This is a genomic window from Pseudomonas sp. PA1(2017), from assembly GCF_001945375.1.
In the GTDB taxonomy this organism is placed as follows: Bacteria; Pseudomonadota; Gammaproteobacteria; order Pseudomonadales; family Pseudomonadaceae; genus Aquipseudomonas.
Window position 1 is genome coordinate 300,945 of record NZ_MSXU01000015.1, and the last position, 19,667, is coordinate 320,611.

General features: G+C 64.7%; 17 protein-coding genes. 10 read left to right on the plus strand and 7 right to left on the minus strand.

Annotated features, from left to right (window positions below):
• The first annotated feature begins 8 nt into the window (after positions 1–8).
• The 6 genes from ssuE (at position 9) to BVH01_RS22015 (ending at position 4,787) form a co-directional block, all read left to right on the plus strand.
• Positions 9–596 carry an NADPH-dependent FMN reductase gene (gene ssuE, locus BVH01_RS21990; protein WP_075932365.1) on the plus strand — a complete coding sequence of 196 codons (588 nt, stop codon included), beginning with the start codon at positions 9–11 and terminating at the stop codon, positions 594–596.
• Between the two features lie 103 nt (positions 597–699).
• Complete coding sequence (locus BVH01_RS21995) at positions 700–1,665, plus strand: sulfonate ABC transporter substrate-binding protein (RefSeq protein ID WP_075932366.1); 966 nt, start codon at positions 700–702, stop codon at positions 1,663–1,665.
• A 55-nt stretch (positions 1,666–1,720) separates the two neighbouring features.
• Positions 1,721–2,869, plus strand: a complete 1,149-nt coding sequence (ssuD, locus tag BVH01_RS22000) for an FMNH2-dependent alkanesulfonate monooxygenase (protein WP_027903256.1) — start codon at positions 1,721–1,723, stop codon at positions 2,867–2,869.
• A 50-nt stretch (positions 2,870–2,919) separates the two neighbouring features.
• Positions 2,920–3,711, plus strand: a complete 792-nt coding sequence (gene ssuC, locus BVH01_RS22005) for an aliphatic sulfonate ABC transporter permease SsuC (protein ID WP_075932367.1) — start codon at positions 2,920–2,922, stop codon at positions 3,709–3,711.
• A complete protein-coding gene (ssuB, locus tag BVH01_RS22010) occupies positions 3,708–4,520 on the plus strand; it encodes an aliphatic sulfonates ABC transporter ATP-binding protein (protein ID WP_075932368.1) in 813 nt (270 codons plus the stop codon). Before ssuC ends, ssuB begins: the two co-directional genes overlap by 4 nt.
• 51 nt (positions 4,521–4,571) lie before the next feature.
• The gene (locus BVH01_RS22015) at positions 4,572–4,787 is read left to right on the plus strand and encodes a molybdopterin-binding protein (protein ID WP_013793202.1); all 216 of its coding nucleotides are present in this window, start codon (positions 4,572–4,574) and stop codon (positions 4,785–4,787) included.
• A gap of 320 nt (positions 4,788–5,107) precedes the next feature.
• On the opposite strand, the gene BVH01_RS22020 is transcribed toward BVH01_RS22015, so the two are convergent.
• Positions 5,108–6,640, minus strand: a complete 1,533-nt coding sequence (locus tag BVH01_RS22020; protein ID WP_075932369.1) for an AhpA/YtjB family protein — start codon at positions 6,638–6,640, stop codon at positions 5,108–5,110.
• Positions 6,641–6,819: 179 nt separating this feature from the next.
• Here BVH01_RS22020 and serB point away from each other — a divergent pair, with 179 nt between their 5' ends.
• Positions 6,820–8,028, plus strand: coding sequence for a phosphoserine phosphatase SerB (gene serB, locus BVH01_RS22025; protein ID WP_075932370.1), 1,209 nt, complete (start codon positions 6,820–6,822; stop codon positions 8,026–8,028).
• Between the two features lie 269 nt (positions 8,029–8,297).
• Here the strand turns inward: serB and BVH01_RS22030 are convergent, their stop codons facing one another.
• The 5 genes from BVH01_RS22030 to BVH01_RS22050 form a co-directional block, all read right to left on the minus strand.
• Positions 8,298–10,361 (minus strand): EAL domain-containing protein, encoded by a 2,064-nt coding sequence (locus BVH01_RS22030; protein ID WP_075932371.1) that lies wholly within the window; start codon positions 10,359–10,361, stop codon positions 8,298–8,300.
• 64 nt (positions 10,362–10,425) lie between these two features.
• Positions 10,426–12,222: a molecular chaperone gene (locus tag BVH01_RS22035; protein WP_075932372.1), complete on the minus strand. Its 1,797-nt coding sequence runs from the start codon at positions 12,220–12,222 to the stop codon at positions 10,426–10,428.
• A 129-nt stretch (positions 12,223–12,351) separates the two neighbouring features.
• Positions 12,352–13,209 (minus strand): archaetidylserine decarboxylase, encoded by an 858-nt coding sequence (gene asd, locus BVH01_RS22040; RefSeq protein WP_168172890.1) that lies wholly within the window; start codon positions 13,207–13,209, stop codon positions 12,352–12,354.
• 57 nt (positions 13,210–13,266) lie between these two features.
• Positions 13,267–14,082, minus strand: a complete 816-nt coding sequence (locus tag BVH01_RS22045; RefSeq protein ID WP_075932374.1) for a rhodanese-like domain-containing protein — start codon at positions 14,080–14,082, stop codon at positions 13,267–13,269.
• A 66-nt stretch (positions 14,083–14,148) separates the two neighbouring features.
• The gene (locus BVH01_RS22050; RefSeq protein ID WP_075932375.1) at positions 14,149–15,660 is read right to left on the minus strand and encodes an HDOD domain-containing protein; all 1,512 of its coding nucleotides are present in this window, start codon (positions 15,658–15,660) and stop codon (positions 14,149–14,151) included.
• A 121-nt stretch (positions 15,661–15,781) separates the two neighbouring features.
• On the opposite strand from BVH01_RS22050, the gene motA reads away from it, so the two are divergent.
• Positions 15,782–16,633 (plus strand): flagellar motor stator protein MotA, encoded by an 852-nt coding sequence (motA, locus tag BVH01_RS22055; protein ID WP_075932376.1) that lies wholly within the window; start codon positions 15,782–15,784, stop codon positions 16,631–16,633.
• A gap of 5 nt (positions 16,634–16,638) precedes the next feature.
• Positions 16,639–17,685 carry a flagellar motor protein MotB gene (gene motB / locus BVH01_RS22060; RefSeq protein WP_075932377.1) on the plus strand — a complete coding sequence of 349 codons (1,047 nt, stop codon included), beginning with the start codon at positions 16,639–16,641 and terminating at the stop codon, positions 17,683–17,685.
• A 28-nt stretch (positions 17,686–17,713) separates the two neighbouring features.
• On the opposite strand, the gene rsgA is transcribed toward motB, so the two are convergent.
• On the minus strand, positions 17,714–18,745 hold the full coding sequence (rsgA, locus tag BVH01_RS22065; RefSeq protein WP_075932378.1) for a small ribosomal subunit biogenesis GTPase RsgA: 1,032 nt from the start codon (positions 18,743–18,745) through the stop codon (positions 17,714–17,716).
• A 117-nt stretch (positions 18,746–18,862) separates the two neighbouring features.
• Here rsgA and BVH01_RS22070 point away from each other — a divergent pair, with 117 nt between their 5' ends.
• Positions 18,863–19,654, plus strand: coding sequence for a class I SAM-dependent methyltransferase (locus BVH01_RS22070; protein WP_075932379.1), 792 nt, complete (start codon positions 18,863–18,865; stop codon positions 19,652–19,654).
• The last annotated feature ends 13 nt before the right edge of the window (positions 19,655–19,667 follow it).

Below are 19,667 nucleotides of genomic sequence, written 5' to 3' on the forward strand. Positions count from 1 at the left end.
GATGTCTCATGTTGGTGGTTTTTCTGGGCGGCAGCCCGAGCCTGAGGTCACGCTCCAATGTGTTGCTGGGCAAGGCCAGGCAATGGCTGCAGGCCGTTGGTGTTGAAGTGGTGACCTATCAGGTACGCGACTTCGAGGCCGAGGACCTGCTTTTTGCCCGTTTCGACAGCCCGCGGATCCAGGGTTTGCAAGCCCATGTAGCGGCGGCCGATGGCCTGGTGGTGGCGACGCCGGTGTACAAGGCGTCGTTTTCCGGTGCCCTGAAGACCTTGCTCGACGTACTGCCCGAACGCGCGTTGCACCACAAGGTGGTGCTGCCGGTCGCCACAGGTGGCAGCAGCGCGCACATGCTGGCGGTCGATTACGCCCTGAAGCCGGTACTGTCCGCGCTCAAGGCCCAGGAAGTGCTGCACGGCGTGTTCGCCGATGACAGCCAGATCAGTTACACCGAGGACGGCGGCGACTTGGCGCCGGCCCTGGAACAGCGTCTGGACGACGCCTTGCAACACCTGATTCAGGCGCTCAATCGTCGGCCCCAGCCCATCGAGCCGGGCCTGCTGAACGAGCGTCTGCTCAGTGGGCGCTGGAGCGCCTGAAGCAAGCCAACCTACAGATCCCAGGCAGTTCGCTGCCGCCCCACCTTACTAGCCCGTCAACGAGGCAGCAGGTGGCCACACACTCAATGCAGAGGAGAGCGCCATGCGCACTGTCACCCTGCGTCGGAGTCTGGTCGCCTTGTTTGCCGCGGCCATTTCCTTCGGCGCCATCACTCAAGCCCAGGCCGAGACGCTGCGTATCGGCTACCAGAAGTACGGCACCCTGGTGCTGCTCAAGGCCAACGGCTCCCTGGAAAAGCGCCTGGCCGCCAAGGGCATCGACGTCAAATGGACCGAGTTTCCCGGCGGGCCGCAACTGCTCGAAGGCCTGAACGTCGGCTCGGTGGACTTCGGCACCACTGGCGAAACGCCGCCGGTGTTCGCCCAAGCCGCCGGTGCCGATCTGCTCTACGTGGCCTTCGAGCCGCCAGCACCGACCAGCGAAGCCATCCTGGTCGCCAAGGATTCGCCGATCAAATCGGTCGCCGAGCTCAAGGGCAAGAAGGTCGCCCTCAACAAGGGCTCCAACGTGCACTACCTGTTGGTGCGCGCCCTGGAAGAGGCCGGTCTTAAATACAGCGATATCCAGCCGGTTTACCTACCGCCTGCCGACGCCCGCGCCGCCTTCGAACGCGGCAGCGTCGATGCCTGGGTGATCTGGGATCCCTTCCAGGCGGCCGCCGAACAGCAACTGCAAGCCCGCACCCTGATCGATGGCAAGGGCCTGGTCAGCAACCACCAGTTCTACCTGGCGACCCGCCCGTATGCCGAGAAACACCCGGAAGTGATCGAGGCGCTGGTCGAGGAAATCCGTGCCGTCGGCGAGTGGGTCAAGGCCAACAACGACGAGGCCACTGCCCAGGTCGCGCCGCTGCTTGGCCTGTCGGCGGACATTACTCGCCTGGCCGTAGAGCGCCAGAGCTACGGTGCACAACTGATCACCCCTGAGGTGGTCGAGGCCCAGCAGAAGATCGCCGACACCTTTACCGCGCTCAAGCTGATTCCCAAAAAGCTGAACATCAGCGACGTGATCTGGCATGCCCCGGCCACCAAGGTCGCCCAGCAATGAACCCTCGCCCCTGCCTGTCGGGCGGGGGCCTCGCGACTTCCAAGGAGACCACTCCATGAGCCTCAACATCTTCTGGTTCCTGCCCACCCACGGCGATGGCCACTACCTCGGTACCTCGCAAGGGGCCCGAGCCGTCGACCACGGCTACCTGCAGCAGATCGCCCAGGCCGCCGACCGCCTCGGCTTCGGCGGCGTACTGATCCCCACCGGGCGTTCCTGCGAGGACTCCTGGCTGGTCGCCGCCTCGCTGATCCCGGTGACCCAGCGGCTCAAATTCCTCGTTGCCCTGCGGCCGGGGATCATTTCCCCGACCGTAGCCGCGCGCCAGGCGGCGACCCTGGATCGCTTGTCCGGTGGCCGCGCGCTATTCAACCTGGTGACCGGCGGTGACCCGGACGAGCTGGCCGGCGATGGCCTCAACCTGTCCCATGCCGAGCGTTACGAGGCGTCCGTCGAATTCACCCGCATCTGGCGCCGCGTGCTGGAAGGCGAGGTGGTCGATTACGACGGCAAACACATTCAGGTCAAAGGCGCCAAGCTGCTCTATCCGCCTGTCCAGCAACCACGCCCGCCGCTGTACTTCGGCGGATCTTCGGAAGCGGCGCAGGATCTCGCTGCCGAGCAGGTCGAGCTGTACCTGACCTGGGGCGAGCCGCCCGCCGCGGTGGCCGAGAAGATCGCCCAGGTGCGCGAAAAGGCTGCGGCTCAGGGCCGCGAGGTGCGCTTCGGCATTCGCCTGCACGTGATCGTGCGGGAGACCAATGAAGAGGCCTGGAAGGCCGCCGACAAGCTGATTGCCCATGTCGACGACGACACCATCGCCCGCGCCCAGGCGTCCCTGGCGCGCTTCGATTCGGTCGGTCAGCAGCGCATGGCTGCCCTGCACGGCGGCAGCAAGGACAACCTGGAAGTGTCACCCAACCTGTGGGCGGGCGTCGGCCTGGTGCGTGGTGGTGCCGGTACGGCGCTGGTCGGCGATGGCCCTACGGTCGCTGAACGGGTCAAGGAATACGCCGCGCTGGGCATCGATACCTTCATCTTCTCTGGTTATCCACACCTCGAAGAATCTTATCGCGTCGCCGAGCTGCTGTTCCCCCATCTGGAGGTGAATCGCCCGGCGCTGCCGGAAGGCGCCAATTACGTGAGTCCGTTCGGTGAAATGGTCGCCAACGACATTCTGCCCAAGGCGGCTTCGGCCAGCTGAAACACGGCCGGGCGTGGATGGCCCGGCCCGCGATGATTTCGAGGTGCGCGATGAGCAAAACATCTTCCAACAGCCTGGCCCTACGCCTGGCGCCCTGGGCCTTGCCCGTGGCGCTGCTGGTCGCCTGGCAGGGCTCGGTGGCGCTGGGGCTGTTGTCCACGCGCATTCTGCCGGCGCCCAGCGCGGTATTCGAGGCCGGCTGGCAACTGCTGTCCAGCGGCGAAATCTGGACGCACCTGGCGATCAGTGGCTGGCGCGCCGGCGTCGGTTTCGCCATCGGCGGTGGCATCGGCCTGGCGCTGGGCTTCATCACCGGTTTGTCGAAGTGGGGCGAGCGTCTGATCGACAGTTCGGTGCAGATGATCCGCAACGTGCCGCACCTGGCGCTGATTCCTCTGGTGATCTTGTGGTTCGGTATCGACGAGAGCGCGAAGATTTTCCTGGTCGCCCTCGGCACCCTTTTCCCGATTTACCTGAACACCTACCACGGCATTCGCAACGTCGACCCGGCGCTGGTGGAAATGTCGCGTAGCTACGGCCTGTCCGGCTTCGCGCTGTTCCGTCAGGTGATCCTGCCCGGCGCGCTGCCGTCGATCCTGGTCGGTGTACGCTTCGCTCTTGGCCTGATGTGGCTGACACTGATCGTCGCCGAGACCATTTCCGCCAGCAGTGGCATCGGTTACCTGGCGATGAACGCCCGCGAATTCCTGCAGACCGACGTGGTGGTGCTGGCCATTCTGCTCTACGCCGTGCTCGGCAAGCTGGCCGACGTCGCTGCACGCGGCCTCGAACGCGCCTGGTTGCGCTGGCACCCGGCTTATCAGGGAGCGGCTGCGAAATGAATGCCCCATTGAACGCTTTACACAACCTCAAGCGAGGCACGCCGCTGACCATTCGCGGCATACAGAAATCCTTCGGTGAGCGCCAGGTGCTCAGGGATATCGACCTGCGCATCCCGTCCGGTCAGTTCGTCGCCGTGGTGGGGCGCAGTGGTTGCGGCAAGAGTACCTTGCTGCGTCTGCTCGCCGGGCTCGATGCGCCTACGGGCGGTGAACTGCTGGCCGGCAACGGGCCGCTGGCAGCGACCCGCGAGGATACCCGGCTGATGTTCCAGGAGGCGCGCCTGCTGCCCTGGAAGCGGGTGATCGACAACGTCGGCCTTGGCCTCACGGGCGACTGGCGGCCCAAGGCTGAGCAGGTGCTCGAAGCAGTGGGTCTGGCCGATCGCGCCAATGAGTGGCCGGCGTCCCTGTCCGGTGGCCAGAAGCAACGTGTCGCCCTGGCCCGCGCGCTGATCCACGAACCACGCCTGCTGCTGCTCGATGAACCCCTCGGCGCTCTCGACGCGCTGACCCGCATCGAGATGCAGCAACTGATCGAAAACCTGTGGCAGAAGCACGGCTTCACCGTGCTGCTGGTCACCCACGATGTCAGCGAAGCGGTAGCCACCGCGGACCGGGTGATCCTCATCGAGGACGGCGAGATTGGCCTCGACATCGAGGTAAACCTACCGCGCCCACGCAATCGCGGCTCCGCCCACTTGGCGGCCCTGGAGGCCGACGTGCTCAACCGTGTGCTGCAGATACCGGCGCTGCCTGCCGAACCCGATCCGGTTTCACCCCTACCGACCCAGCTGCGCTGGGCGCTCTAACCCTGACTTCATGCCCTTTGTGGGCAACTTACAACCCCAGGAGATTCAGCCATGACCATCAAAGCCATCAACGTTCGTAACCAGTTCAAAGGCACCATCAAGGAAATCGTCGAAGGCGACGTGCTGTCGGAAATCGACGTGCAGACCGCCGCCGGCATCGTCACCTCGGTGATCACCACCCGTTCCGTGCGCGAGCTGGAATTGGGCGTTGGCAGCGAAGTGATCGCTTTCGTGAAATCCACCGAAGTGTCGATCGCCAAGCTCTGATCGCGCTGCGTCGTTCACTCGCAACCCGTGGGAGCGAGCCGTGCCTGCGAAATCGCGCGCATGGCGCGCTCCCACAGGTTGTGGCTTCACCGTCTGCGTCCTCCTCGGATGTTCGTAAGTTGGCGCTTAAACCAGGCTACAAAGCTGCTCCATGGAAAGGGCATTGCTGATTGATACAACAACCGTGGGAGCGGGCGGGGGCGCCTGGTCCATGCCCGCGAAAAAATGCCCACGCCACGCTCTCAAATCGACTGTAAATGGGCCACGCATAAAAAAGGCCGGCATATACGCCGGCCTTTCTCATTTCCACTGCTGAATCGCTAGTGCTCTTCGCGCAGCTTGGCCATCTGCCGCTCCAGCAGTGCCGGATACGGATCGAGGAGACGCTCGACGCAGCTGGCGCCTTCGGGGCTGGCGATGGCGCGGATGCGCGCACGCTGGCGCAGGGTGGCATCTTCGCCGACGCGGCGCTCGACCAGCAGCAGGTTGCGGCTGTGCTGCGACAACGCCAGGGCATCCTGGGCGGTTTCGCTGAGCAGCAGGTCGCCCTGACTCAGGCCCTTCAGGCCTTCGCCCAGGGTCAGGCCCAGTTGCAGGTGCAGGGTGATGCCGCTGTCGGCCACCTCGATCTGCAGGGCGTGGCCGAGAGCGCGCAGCAGTTCGCCGCAGCAGATGGCGTGGGTCAGGTAGTCGTCCCCGCTGGCCTCGTGGTGGAACAGCATCAGGCTGCTACCATCGTTGAGGGTGTGCAGTTCGGCCTTGTAGAGCGTCGCCGCCTTGTCCAGGCAGCCGCGATAGCTTTCCAGCAGCTCCATCAGACGCGTGCGCGGTAGGCGACGCAGCTGTTCCTGAGCGCCCAGCTGAACGGCCAGTACGGCACTCTTGCGAGGGGCCGTCGGCGCCGCTGGTGCAGGCGCGGCCGGGCTGTCTTCATCGTCGTACAGGTCGGCGAAGGCATCGTCGTCGTGCTCGTCGCGACGGCGGCTCGGCGGGTCGTAGTCGTCCTCGCTGTCGAAGCGGGTGTCGCGCAGGTCACGCATCGCGAAGCTGGGAGCGGGGCGCTCGTCACGCTCATCGCGGTCGTCTTCGTGCTCGTCGTCGAGGAAATCCTCGCCCAGCTCATCAAGATCGTCGAATTCCGGCTCAGGCTCCGGCGGTTTTTCGGGGGCCAGGCGCGCCTGTAGCTGGCGCGCCAGATCGCCGATCTCGTCCTGACGGTTGCCGCCTGGGGCGTAGTCGTCCGGATCGCGCAGCCATACGCGCATTTGCATCAACGGCGTGGAAATCTGCCGGCCCAGGCGCAGGCTCAGCGACAGGGTCAGGGCCAGCAGAATCAGGCTGAGAATGCCCATGCTCTGCAGGCTGATGGTCATCGGCTGTTCGAACTGCTGCATGTCCAGGCTGATGCGCAACTGCCCGGCCATCACCTCCTGAAAGGTGATGGGCGTCGAATACAGGCCTTCGGTTTCACCGAGCATGCTTTTGCTCGGGCGCGTGCCAGCTTCGGCGAGAATGCGGTTATCCACGCTATAAATGGCCGCGTGGGCCACCAGCGGATTCTTCACCAGGTTATTGAGCAGTACGTTGAGGCTGAGGATGTCGTTGGACACCAACAGCTCGGTGGCCGAGGCAGCCGTCTGGGTAATCAGGCTGCTGCCCAGCGCTTCGGCTTGCTGCTGCATGGCCTGCTTGAACTGCATGCCGATCACCCAGGCATAGATCACCAGCGCCATGGCCACCAGCAACAGGCTGTGGCTGACGATGCGCAATGCCAGCGGCACGCGACGTTGACGCAGTGCACGGAAGAGCAGGAGGAAGAAATTGTCGGGCTTTACGGGGGCGGGCCGGTTCACAGAGCTCGGCTCTCGTTGACTGGAAGTGGCGCGCAGTATAGCGAGCGGCCCGCACAGGGCAAAGCGCCGCGCGTGCCCGCGGGGTGCCGAAATGGTTAGAATGTGCGTTTTTTCACCGGCCCTGCTGCACATTGCCGTTCGGCAGACCGTTCATAGTCCTGCGAGCCCCGGAGTACGCCTTGCGCCAAATCGTCCTGATCAACGTTACCGGTGAAGATCGGCCCGGCCTCACGGCAGCCGTTAGCGGCGTGCTGGCCCAGGCTGGCGTCAACATCCTCGACATCACCCAGTCCGTCGTACATGGCGCCGCCTCGTTGGGCATCCTGATCGAAGTGGCTGATCAGGCCTCGCTGCCGATGCTATCCAAGGACGTGCTGGCTGCCGCCCAGGCGCTGGGGCAGCAGGCCCGTTTCACCCAGCTCGACGAAGCCGATTACCGGCGCTGGGTGGACGGGCAGGGCAGCGAACGCCACATCGTCACCCTGCTGAGCCGCCAGGTCACCGCCGAGCAATTGCAGCGCGTCAGCGCGTTGACCGCCGAACAGGGGCTGAGCATCGAACGTATCGAGCGGCTGTCGCTGCCGGTGGCACTGGATGCGCAGCCGGGCAACGCCTGCGTCGAGTTTTCTCTGCGCGGCGAGCCGGGTGATGCCGCCGGCCTGCGCGCCGACTTTCTGCGCGTGGCCGACGAGCTGAACATGGATATCGCCTTTCAGGTCGATTCGCTGCAGCGCCGCCACCGTCGCCTGGCGGTGTTCGACATGGACTCGACGTTGATCGAAGCCGAGGTGATCGACGAACTGGCCAAGGCTGCCGGTATCGGCGACAAGGTTTCGGCCATCACCGAGCGGGCGATGCGCGGCGAGCTGGATTTCCGCGCCAGCTTCAAAGAGCGCCTGGCACTGCTCAAGGGCCTGGACGTCAGTGTGCTGGACGAGATAGGTGCCTCGCTGCGTCTGACCGAGGGCGCCGAGCGGTTGTTCGCCGAGCTCAAGCGCCTAGGCTACAAGACCGCCATCCTGTCTGGCGGCTTCACCTATTTCGCCAAGCAGCTGCAGGCCAAGCTGGGCATCGACTACGTGTTCGCCAACGAGCTGGCGGTGGTCGATGGCAAGGTCACAGGTGTCGCCGTCGAGCCGATCGTCGACGCCCAGCGCAAGGCTGATCTGCTCCGTGAGCTGGCGCAGAAGGAAGGCCTGCAGCTGGAGCAGACCATCGCCGTGGGCGACGGCGCCAATGACCTGCCGATGCTGGCGATTGCCGGCCTGGGCGTCGCGTTCCGCGCCAAACCGCTGGTCAAACAATCGGCCAGGCAGGCGATCTCGACGCTTGGGCTGGATGGCGTTTTGTATCTGCTGGGTGTGCGCGAGCGCGATCTGCAGCGCTAAGAACCTGTTAACGATCTTTATGCGCCGGCAGGAGCAGACACTCAAACCAACCTGTGGGAGCCCCGACCTCGGGGCGAAACGATTGCAGCCTGACTGCCTATTTCGGCGGTGCCTGAGCGATTCGCCGCGAGGTCGCGGCTCCCACAATGGATCGGATAACGGCCGCTCCCGCCACTTAGCTGCCACAATCGACGAACCTGGGCTGAAAGATTATGACTAGGTTCCCAGGTATTTGAGGCGGGAGCGTGGCAGCCGGGCTGCCCCGCCGATCAGTCGTCTGACGAGAAGTTGTAGTCCATCGACTGGCTCGGGCCCTGCAGGTAGTAACCCTGAATGTAGTTGGTGCCTGCCTGCCACAGGGTGGCCAGCACGCTGGCCGACTCCACGAACGGCACGATGGTCAGCTTGGCCTGGCTGTGCAGGCTGGCCAGCATGGTCTTCAGGGTTTCCTGATTGGCCGGATCGCTCAGCTCCTTGGTGAACGAGCCATCCACCTTGACGAAGTCTACCGGCAGGTGGCGCAGCGTATTGAACGGATTCAGGGCGCAGCCGAACTGGCTGAGTGCGATATGGCAGTGCAGGTCCTTCAGGCCCTGGACTAGCGCCTTGGCCTGCTTCAGGTAGGTGATCGCGTCCGGCTCGCTGAGCTGGAATACCAGAGCGTCGGAGGGCAGCCGTGCAGCTTTCAGCGCGACGCTGAGCCACGGCAGCAAGGTCGGGTCCTGCAGGCTGGCGCTGGACAGATGCACGAACAGGCGCGTGGCGTGGCCCTTGGCGCGGTGGTCGGCGAGCAGCTTGATCGAGCTGAGAATCACCCAGCGGTCGATCTTCTCGCCCATCCCCGACTCCCTGGCAACTGCCAGGAATTCATCCGGCGGCACTTCCTGCCCGGACGGGCTGAGCAGGCGCAGCAATACTTCGTAGTGCTCGTGTTCGTCGCCGCGCAGGCTGATCACCGGCTGGAACAGCAGGCGGAAGCTGTTCTGTTCCAGCGCCTGCTGCACCATGGCCACCACGCTGCCGCGGTTGGCGGCGGCTGCCAGCTCTTCGGCCGGGTCGAACAGCTTGAGGGTGCCGGGCTCGTCCAGTTGATCGGCGCAGCGCTGGGCGCGGTCGATGACTTCGCCGGCCTTTGGCGTGGTGTCGTTGAGACCGGCGACGCCGATGGACAGCGTGGTCTGAGCGGTACGCCCATTGATGTCGAACAGATGGGCTTCGGCTTTCTTCAGCAGCGCTTCGAGCAGCGGGCGTTGCTGCTGCGGCGACAGCCCGGTCTGCAGCACGGCGAACACGTCGTCGCCGAAGCGCGCCAGTTGCGCATCCTTGGGGAAGTGGGCGCGCAGCAGGGCAGCCAGATCGGTGAGCAGCAGGTCGATGGCGCCCAGGCCCATGTCGGCGAGCAGCGCGGCGTAACGATCGACGCGGATATAGGCCAGGCTGGCCAGCTGCTCGTCATGCACGGCGCGGTGAGCGGCGTTGTCCATCAGCTCGAGGAAGTGGGGGCGGTTGTACAGGCCGGTGACCAGGTCCAGGCTGCTGATCTCGCGCAGCTTTTCTTCCAATTCAGCGTTGGCGGTCTCGGCGCGGATCACCACCTGAATGCAGGGTTCGCCGTCGTAGGCCGCCGGCGACAGGGTGATGCGCGCCGGGAAGTTGCTGTCGTCGGTGCGCACGCCAGCACAGCCGAGTTCGTGGTTGTCCATCTGCTGATGGTTCTTCAGGAAGTCCTTGAATGCCGCCTGATCGCTGGCACCGATCAGGTCGATCATCGGCAGGCCTTCGAGCTCCTCGGCGTCGTCGAAGCCGAACAGCTCCAGGTACGCACGGTTGGCATAGATGTGCATGCCGTCGTGGACGTAGGCGATGGCGTCGACCGAGCTGTCGAGCAGCAACTGGCAGCGTTTCTCGGCCTCACGCAACGCCACTTCGGCAGCGCGGCGGGCACGGCGCTCTTCGAGGTTGACCAGTTCGCGGCGGGCGACCAGCACCAGGCGCTCGTCCTCGCCCTGGGGGAGTGCGTCCTGGGCACCGAGCATCAGCGCTTCGGTGACGCTGTCCGGCTCGTTGTCGGCCAGCAGCAGGATCACCGGGATGTCCTTGCCCTCACGGCGGATGCAGGCGAGCGCATCGTGCGGCTCCAGGCAGTCGCTCGCTGGCGAGCAGATCATCAGATCCCAGTTGTGCTTGAGGGCTTCGAGCAGGTCTTCGCTGGAGATCAGGCGGTGTACGCGGGTGGCATTACCGGCATTGCGGAACAGGCTGACGAGACGCTCGGCCTCGTTCTGCGAGTCTTCGAGAATCAGCAGGCGGATGGTTTTCTTTTCGATGGCCATTAGCGAAGTCGAATCTGCGATAAAACAGCAGAAGAGGGCGGGGAATTAAGGGTTTCCCGGCAATCTACAGCGACTTCCAGAGTGAGTCAAAGTCTTCCTCCCCGGCTGGGCGCTGGGTGCCGGAGGCTGTGACGGAGGTCGCGTGATCCGCGGTTTTGTGCTCCAGATCGTGGTACTCGAACTGGCTGAAGCTGCTGGTGCTGACCTGTTTCTGGCTGAGTACCGCGCGGCGTTCCTTGCCGTTGATGTTGATCAGCACCTTGCTGCCTTCCTGGAACGGCAGACGCGGGGTGATCAGCGTGGCCGGTCGGGAAATGGCGGCGATCTCCGGCAACAGCAGGGCGCGTAGGTACTGGCTGTTCTGCTCGGCCTTGCGCACCAGTTGCAGGCCACAGGATTGTGCGTGGGGTGCGATCAGCTCGATGCCCATCTGCGTGCCACCGCCGCGTACCTGGCGGATCCAGCGCACCACCGCGACGCTCCAGCCCTGCTGGGGATTGTCGCGAATGCCGAGGATCTCGCCGGCCTGCAACTGGCTGGGCACTTCCTTGGGCCAAGACAGGCAGTACCCGCCGGGGCTGTGGTTGACGATGGCCAGCATGAAGGTCGGGAAGCTTTCCCCAGCGCCGGACGGCGCTTGCTGCTCGCTGGCAGGTTTGGGGTATTCGATTTCCTCGAAGGAAAGACCGTTTTCCCATTCGTTGCGGCGTGCATCCGGGGCGTTGGCCCACACATCGGGCTCGCCGCTGCGTGGTTTGAACGAGGCGGCGGTGTCGACCTGCTGCTTGAGGATCTCGCTGAACACGCGGCCATTGGCCAGGTAGTAGTTCAGCGCGCTCATGCCGATGCACAGGGTCATGCTGCCGGTGCCCTGGGTGCGCTGGAAGGTGCGCTCTGAGATGTCGCCCCAGGCGGCGGCAGCATGCTGCAGCATGTCCACGGTGAAACCGTCGGGCACCTGCAGGCGCGAGCGGGAGCGCTCCTCGGGCGTCAGCGCCAGGTGATCCTTGATGGCGTCGACCAGCGGGGTCGGATCGATGCCCAGCGCGCCCTGCAGCTCGCTCGGCTGGAAAAGCGACGTGTAGCGGGGCGGGCCGTCGAGTTGCGGCGCGACGGCGAAGATGCTGTTCGGCTGGCCGTCGGGCTGCAGGTTGACCAGTGTGCTCCACGCTTCCAGCGCTTCGGCGAGGCGGGCAATGGCGCTCTGGCGCATCTGGTTGCAGCGCGAGCAGCCGATCAGCAGGGCGACGATATAGCCCTGCTCGACGCTCAGCCCCTGGGTGTGGCGAGCCAGCGGGTCGCGGATCACCACCTTGTGCAGTTCGTGACGACGGGCGATCAGGTAGAGTTGGTGCAGCTCCAGCCAGAGGCCTTCGGGCACCGGGCAATAGAGTTGGCTGGTGCGGATCAGCGGGCCGTTGAGGCTGTGCACCGCGCGTTGCAGTGCGGTACCGAGCAGCGCGTTGCGCTCGCGGCTGGCCTGCGCGGCGAGGCGCGAGATGATCAGTTTGTAACCGATGGCCAGGTGGTTCTGTAGTGCCTGGCAGAGGTTGGCGACCTTGCGCGGGCGCTCATCGAGCACGATGGCCTGGTTGAGGAAGTGGCGCTCCAGATGCTGGCAGACGAAATACACTTCCGGGCGCAACAGCTCGAGCAGCTGTATGCGATTGTCCGAAGGAGTCAGCAACTGGTTGAGTTCGATCAGCGCCTGATACAGCTGACGGGCGGTTTCGCCGATGTTGGCCTTGGGCAGGCCGGCGATCCAGCGTTTCAGGTCGCGTGGCGTGGCGTCGCAGAAAGTCAGGCCCTGCTTGGTCGGCGTCGGGACGCGGAGCAAAAGGTGGGGGCTCTGTTTATCCATCTAGCTTCGTTACTCCAGCGCCAGCATTCGATCGACTGATTGGTCAGGTTTAAGCGACTCTAGCAGCATCTTGCCATCGTCGCAGCCTTTGCGGCGCCGCGGGCCAAGGCTGCGCGACGCCCCATCGGCTCACTGGCCGAGCAATTGGCCCATGCGCACCGGGCTGTTGGCGCCCAGTTCCTCAGCCCATTTAACCTGCTCTGGGCCGAACAGCACGATGGCCGTGGAGCCGAGTTTGAAGCGGCCCAGCTCAGCGCCTTTTTCCAGGCTGACCGGTGCGCGGGCGGCTTCGTCGTAACGGATGGTTTTCAGTTCGCGCTTGGGTGGGGTAATCAGCCCGGCCCAGACGGTTTCGATGGAGGCGACGATCATCGCGCCGACCAGCACCACGGCCATGGGCCCGCGCTCGGTATCGAACAGGCACACCACGCGCTCGTTGCGGGCGAACAACTCGGGCACGTTTTCCGCGGTGGTCTGGTTTACCGAGAACAGCCGGCCCGGCACGTAGATCATCTCTCGAAGGGTGCCGGCCAGCGGCATGTGCACGCGGTGGTAGTCCTTGGGCGACAGGTACACGGTGGCGAAGTCGCCGCCCATGAAGGGCGCAGCTCGCTCGCTGTCACCGCCCAGCAACTCGGTCACGCTGTAGCTGTGGCCCTTGGCCTGAAATACTCGGCCATGTTCGATGCGGCCCAACTGGCTGATCGCACCATCGGCGGGGCAGAGAACGGCGCCGGGCTGGTTGTCCAGCGGGCGGGCGCCTTCCTTGAGCGCACGGGTGAAGAAGGCGTTGAAGTGCTCGTAGGCGGTGAGGTCTTCGACCTGCGCTTCGCTCATGTCGACCTGGTACTGCTTGGCGAACCAGCCGATCAGGCGGTTCTTGAACCAGGCAGCACGGCACTGCGCGGCGCAGCCGATCAGGCGCGAGAGCAGGTGGTGCGGAGTCAGGTGCTGGCTGAGGATAAACAGGCGTTCTTTCATCTTTATTCCTTGGCTGCCCGGCCGTGCATGCCGGGCATATGAGAGTGGACAGTCAGGTCGAGTTCAACGTTCGACAGGTGTGTCGGTCAGGTTGCCCCACTCGCCCCAGGAGCCGGCGTAGGCCTTGACCCGCGGATAGCCCAGGGCCTTGGCGACCAGATAGGTAAAACCGGAGCGGCGATGGCTCTGGCAGTGGGTGATGATTTCCTTGTCGGCGCTCAGCCCGCGCTGTTCGAGCTGCTCGGCGATGTCCTGACGAATGCGCAAGGCACGTGCGGGGTCCATGCCCGCGGTCCATTCGAAGTGGATGGCACCGGGGATGTGGCCACCCCGTGCGGCCTGCACCTTTTCGCCGCGGTATTCCTCGGCCGAGCGGGCATCCCAGATGGCCAGGTCGGCGGCGCCCAGGCGCGATTTCAGGTAATCCGCGCTGGCGGTAGGCGCATCGCTGAGGGTCAGTGAAACCGTCGCGTGCTTTGGCGCAGGAGCATCCTGGCTCAGCGCCAGGCCTTCGGCTTGCCAGGCCGTCAGGCCACCATTGAGAAAGTGATAGCGCCCATGACCGATGACATCCAGCAGCCAGATGAAACGACCGGCCCAGCCGCCGCCCTCGTCGTCATACACCACGTAGGTGGCCTGCGGGTGGTGGCCAAGTTCGCTGAACAGTTGCTCGAGTTGCGTTTTTTCCGGTAGCAGGCCGGGGGCCGCTGGCGCACTCGCCTGGGTGCGTTTGCCGTCGACGAAGCGGGCGCCGGGAATGTGCCCGTTCAGGTAACGCTGATGGCTGCTGAGGTCGATCAGGATCAGGTCGGACGCGTGCAGTCGTGTGGCGAGATCCGCCGGTTCGATGACCAGCGGCAGTTCGTCGAAGGCTGTCATACAGGCCTCGTTGGCGGAGTTAAGAGGGCGATTGTAGCGCAGAAGAATGCCGTAAAGCGGCGGCGCTCAGCGCTTACGTTTGCTGAAGGTGTCCAGCGCGCGCTCGATGCATTGCGTGGTCTTGGTGAAGGCCTGCACGATGGTGTCGTCGATCGGTTGGCCGCCCTGGTCGGCGAACAGCAGCATCACCACCCGTTCGTTGCTGGCCAGGGAGCGGATCAGCAGGTGTTCGCTGGGCAGCAGGGCCTTCAGGTCGCCGGGCAGCAGGGCGGAGAACTGTGCGATGTTGGCCGGTGTAAGGCGCAGTTGCGCAGGCTTTTGTAGCAGACGGCGCAGCACCTGGCTTTGCGCCGGGTCGAGGGTCAGGCCACTGGCACTGGCTGCCACGCCGGCATGTTGCTGCAATTGCAGGCGCGTGTGGGTGCGGTCAGCGAGCAGCATCACCACCCGTGACAGACCGGCGGCCTGCACGGCCTGGCGGGCGCAGGTGGTGAGCTGCTGGACGTTGCTGAATGCCGAAGGCTGGGCGAGCAACTGAGTGCACAGTTGTCGCCAATCGCTGACCTGCGGTGCTGGCGCTGTTTTGCGCGGTTGAAAGTGACGAGCATTCCATGGCCACAGCAGGGCCTCGGCAGGGTGCCAGAGGCCGGCGGTGTCCAATTGCCGAGCGCTGTGCGCCGCATTCTGGTGAATCTGCTGCTGCAGTTCGGCCAGCGGTAGCTGCAGGTAAAGACTGTTGAGCCGTTGCCAGCGCCGGGTATGGCTGCCGCTCCAGGCACTGTGCGCCGACACAGCGATCACGTTGGCGAGCAGGATGCTGTTGGCAGGCTGGGTAAGCCAGCGCTGCAGCGCCGGGTCGGCGTCCAGCTTCTGCTGCTGGTGCAGTGGATCGTCGTGACGGCGGGCGATGTGCAGCGCCTTGCCGAGCAGGCGGCGATCATCGATCAACAAGCGATAGCCCTGGAGGATCCAGGCCGGCAGGCGCCATCGCTCGGCCAGCGCCAGGCACAGGTCGAACAGCGGTACGCCCAGCATGTCGCGCTCGACCTTGACTGCCGGTTCGCCGTCTATCAGCACCCGCTGTTCCCAGGCCTCGAACAGATGGGGGTGGGCGGCCAACAGGGCCCATACGGGCGACAGGAACAGCAGGCTGCCCCAGTGGATTTCCTGCCATAGACGCGCCAGGCGCGCGGCGAACAGGCCGTTGGCCTGATAGGCCGCGTGCTGGCTGATCAGCTGGATCTGCCGAAGCGACGGCGGAATGTCGGCCAGTGCCCGCGCAGGCAGGCGGGCGAGTAGCTCTTCGGCGCGCTTGAGGCCCAGGCGGGTGAGTGCCGTCTCCAGGCTCTCCGCGGCCTCACCCAGGCTGCTGCCCTTGCTGTTGGCCTCGCGCAGCACGCTGAGCACCAGTGCCGGGCTGTCCTGCATCAGGTCGGCGATTTCGCGCAACGAGCGGCGGCTGTCGCCCAATGCACGGCGAACCTGCTGGTGATGATCGGCTGCGATGGGCAGCACCTGACCGTCCAGCTGCTTGAGCCAGGCGTCGAGAGTGCGCGGTAACGGCGTGCTTGCGACCATGGGGCTGTGCCAAAATGGCTTTTTTTAGACTTAACTGACTATAGTCTGGCGCATCTCTTCCGATAAGTAGAAGGGGATTCGCGCGGTCGCCCTTTCTTTTCACCTGCTCAAGTTTCTTTCTATGGCCAAAATCATCGGCATCATCGTTGTATTCGCTTGCGTCTTCGGCGGCTTCGTCGCGTCGGGTGGCCATCTCATGGCCCTGGTGCATCCCTTCGAAGTGCTGATCATCGGCGGTGCGGCGCTGGGCGCCTTCCTGCAGGCCAACCCGGGCAGCATGTTCATGACCGTCTTCAAGAAATCCTTGAAGATGTTCAAGTCGCGCTTCACCCACGACTACTACCTGGAAGTGCTGCGCCTGCTCTATGAAATTCTCAACAAGGCGCGCCGCGAAGGCATGATGGCCATCGAGGCCGACCTCGAGGACCCGGCCGCGAGCCCGATCTTCAGCAAGTACCCGGCGGTGCTGGGCGACGAGCGTATGGTCGCGTTCATCTGCGACTACCTGCGCATCATGTCCTCCGGCAACATGGCGCCCCACGAGCTCGAAGGCCTGTTCGACATGGAACTGGTCGGCCTCAAGGAAGAACTCGATCATCCGGCCCATGCCGTGGCGAAGATCGCCGACGGCATGCCGGCGATGGGTATCGTCGCCGCGGTATTGGGGATCGTGATCACCATGTCGATTCTTGCCGAGGCGGACAACGCGCAGATCGGCGAGAAGGTCGGTACCGCGCTGGTCGGCACCTTCCTCGGTATTCTCGCCTCGTATGGCTTCTTCGGCCCGCTCTCCGCTGCGCTCGAACACGATGCCAAGGAAGAGCTGAACGTCTACGAAGCCATCAAGGCCGGCCTGGTCGCCTCGGCATCCGGCATGCCGCCGTCACTGGCCGTCGAGTTCTCGCGCAAGACCCTGTACCCGGCGCACCGCCCGAGCTTCAGCGAGCTTGAGCAGGCCATGCGCGGAAACTAAGCACCATGGAAAACAACCAGCCGATCATCGTAAAGCGGGTCAAGAAGGTTGCCGGCGGCCACCACGGTGGCGCCTGGAAGATCGCCTTCGCCGACTTCGCCACGGCGATGATGGCCTTTTTCATGGTGATGTGGCTGATGTCCTCGGCCACCCCCGAGCAGAAGAAACTGATCTCCGGCTACTTCAAGGACCCCATCGGCTTCTCCGAAAGCGCCAGCCCCTATGTGATCGACCTCGGTGGCTCGCCGACACCGTCGCCGGACCGCACCCTCAACGAGCAGCCTCAGGAGTCGCCGGGAGACGAAGCGGACACCGATCCGAAGGACCCCGCCGAGCTGGATGCCGAGCAGGCCGAGGCCAAGGCCGAAGAAGTCGAGCGCGAGCGCCTGGAGCTGCTGTTGCAGGAGTTGCAGAACAAGGTCGAGCAGGATCCGCAGTTGCAGCGCTTCAAGGACCAGATCCTGTTCGAGATCACCCAGGACGGCCTGCGCATCCAGATCGTCGATGCCGAGAACCGGCCGATGTTCGCCCTGGGCAGCGCGCAGTTGCAGCCGTACTTCGAGGACATCCTGTTCGCCCTCACCGACACCATCAAAGCAGTACCCAACAAGATCAGCATCAGCGGCCATACCGATGCCAAGCCGTTCGCCGGCGCCGGTGGTTTTGGCAACTGGGAGCTGTCGGCCAACCGTGCCAATGCGGCGCGGCGCGTGCTGATCGCGGCGGGCTACGACGATGCCCAGGTGGCGCGGGTGGTCGGCTACGCCTCGTCGGCGCTGTTCGACCGCGAGGACCCGTTCAACCCGGTGAACCGCCGCATTGATATCGTGGTGCTGACCAAGAAAGCGCAACGCGACATCGAGGGCGAACAGGGTGGTGGCGCGCTGGCGCCGGATCCCGCGCCGGGTTCGCCTTTAGGTGGCGCTGGCGCTGGCGCTGGCGGGGGCTCAGGCGCAGCGCCTGGTGCCGAGCCGCTCTCCAATGATCAGGTGCGCGAGAAGCTGAATATCTTCGAGGACGGCACGCTGAAGATGGATCAGCCGACCGAGTGATCGGCCGGCACCCCAGCTTACAGGCCGCTCAATACTCCGGCTCTGGCAGGCTGGCCAGAATGTGCCGATAGCTGTTCATCCGCTGCGGCTGGATACGCCCTTCTTCCAGCGCCTTGAGCAAGGCGCAGCCGGGTTCGCGGTCATGCTTGCAGTCGCGGAAGCGGCAATGGCCGAGCAGGTCGGCGAACTCGATGAAGCCCGCCTCCACATCGTCACGGCTGACATGGCCGAGGCCGAATTCGCGGATGCCCGGTGAGTCGATCAACTGGCCGCCGCCGGGGAAGTGAAACAACCGGGCGGTAGTGGTGGTGTGGGTGCCCTTGCCGGTCAGTTCTGAAAGCGCGCCGACACGGGTGTCGACGCCCGGCAGCAGGCTGTTGACCAGCGACGATTTGCCGACGCCCGACTGGCCCACGAAGACGCTGATGTTGCCGTCGAGCTGCTTCTTGAGCTGCTCCATGCCGTCGCCTTCCAGCGCCGAGACTTCCAGCAGCGGATAACCCAACTGGCGATAGACGCCGAGCAGCGCGTTCAGCGCGGTTTCGTTCTGTGCATCGATCAGGTCGGCCTTGTTGAGCAGCAGCAGCGGGCGAATGCCAGCGTGCTCGGCGGCGACCAGATAACGGTCGATCAGGTTGGCGTGCGGTTCCGGTAGCGGCGCGAAAACGATGACGATCAAGTCGACGTTGGCCGCCACCGGCTTCAGCTGGCCGCGGGTGTCCGGGCGGCACAGCTCGGTGTCGCGCGGCAGCTGGGCGACGATCACGCCGATGCCCTGGTTGCCCGGCCGCCACACCACGCGGTCACCAGTGACCAGCGTCGGCAGGTTGGCGCGCAGATGGCAGCGGAACACCTGGCCGCTCAGTTCGCCGTCGGTGGCCTCGACTTCCACCTGAACGCCAAAGTGGGCGATCACCAGGCCGGTCTGCTCCGGGCCCAGGTCGCCGCCTTCCAGAGTTTCCACCACGCGGGATTCGCGCTTGGCGGCGCGTGCGGCGCGCTCACCCTGGATCTTTTCGATGCGCCAGTTTTGCCGGCGGTTGAGTTGGCGTTTGGCCATGGGGCTTCCGAGTCTTGCTGCGCTTGAAGTGGCAGCGATTCTAGCACGGCTGATGGGGCGGCAATTTGTCGAGGCCGGCGCTAGACTGGCCAACCCTTTTTCTATGAGCCCGTCGGCATGGCTGCTTCCTACCGCGCGCTGCACCGCCTGGGTGAGCGATACCCGGCCCTCCTGGCGCTGCTGATTCAGTTGGCGGTCACCCTGGCCATGGGCGTGGCGATCATTGCTGCTGCTCGGCTGTTCGGCTGGCGCGCCAGCCCGTTGGTCGCCGGTTTGCTGCATGGCCTGCTCTGCGCCTGTCTGGCTCGCTGGTTAGGCCTGTCTCGCTGGTGGTGGTGGCTGAACCTGCTATTCGTACCGGGGTTGTTGCTGGCCAGTGGCGCGCCCCTGCCGTCCTGGCTGTTTCTGCTCGGGTTTCTGTTGTTGCTGCTGCTCAACTGGAACAGCTTCGGCGAGCGCGTGCCGCTTTACCTGACCGGCGTCGGTACGCGCAAGGAGCTGGCGCGCCTGCTTGAAGGCCGCGGCCAGCGCTTCAGCTTCGTCGACCTGGGCTGCGGCCCGGCCGGCACCTTGCTGTGGCTGGCGCGGCGTTTTCCACAGGCGCAGTTCACCGGCGTGGAAACCGCGCCATTGTCCTTCGCCATTGCCTGGCTGCGTTGCCTGGGCCGGCGCAACTGCCGGATTCGTTATCAGAACCTGTGGCGCACCGAGTTGAGCGCCATCGACATCGCCTACTGCTTCCTGTCACCTGCGCCGATGCCGGCGCTCTGGGACAAGGCACGAGACGAGCTGCCGAAAGACGCCTGGCTAATCAGCAATACCTTCGAGATTCCCGGCGTGGCGCCGCAGCGCGTGGTCGAACTCAAGGACTGGCGCGATTCACGCCTGCTGCTCTGGGAGATTGGCTAGAATGACGAACCCA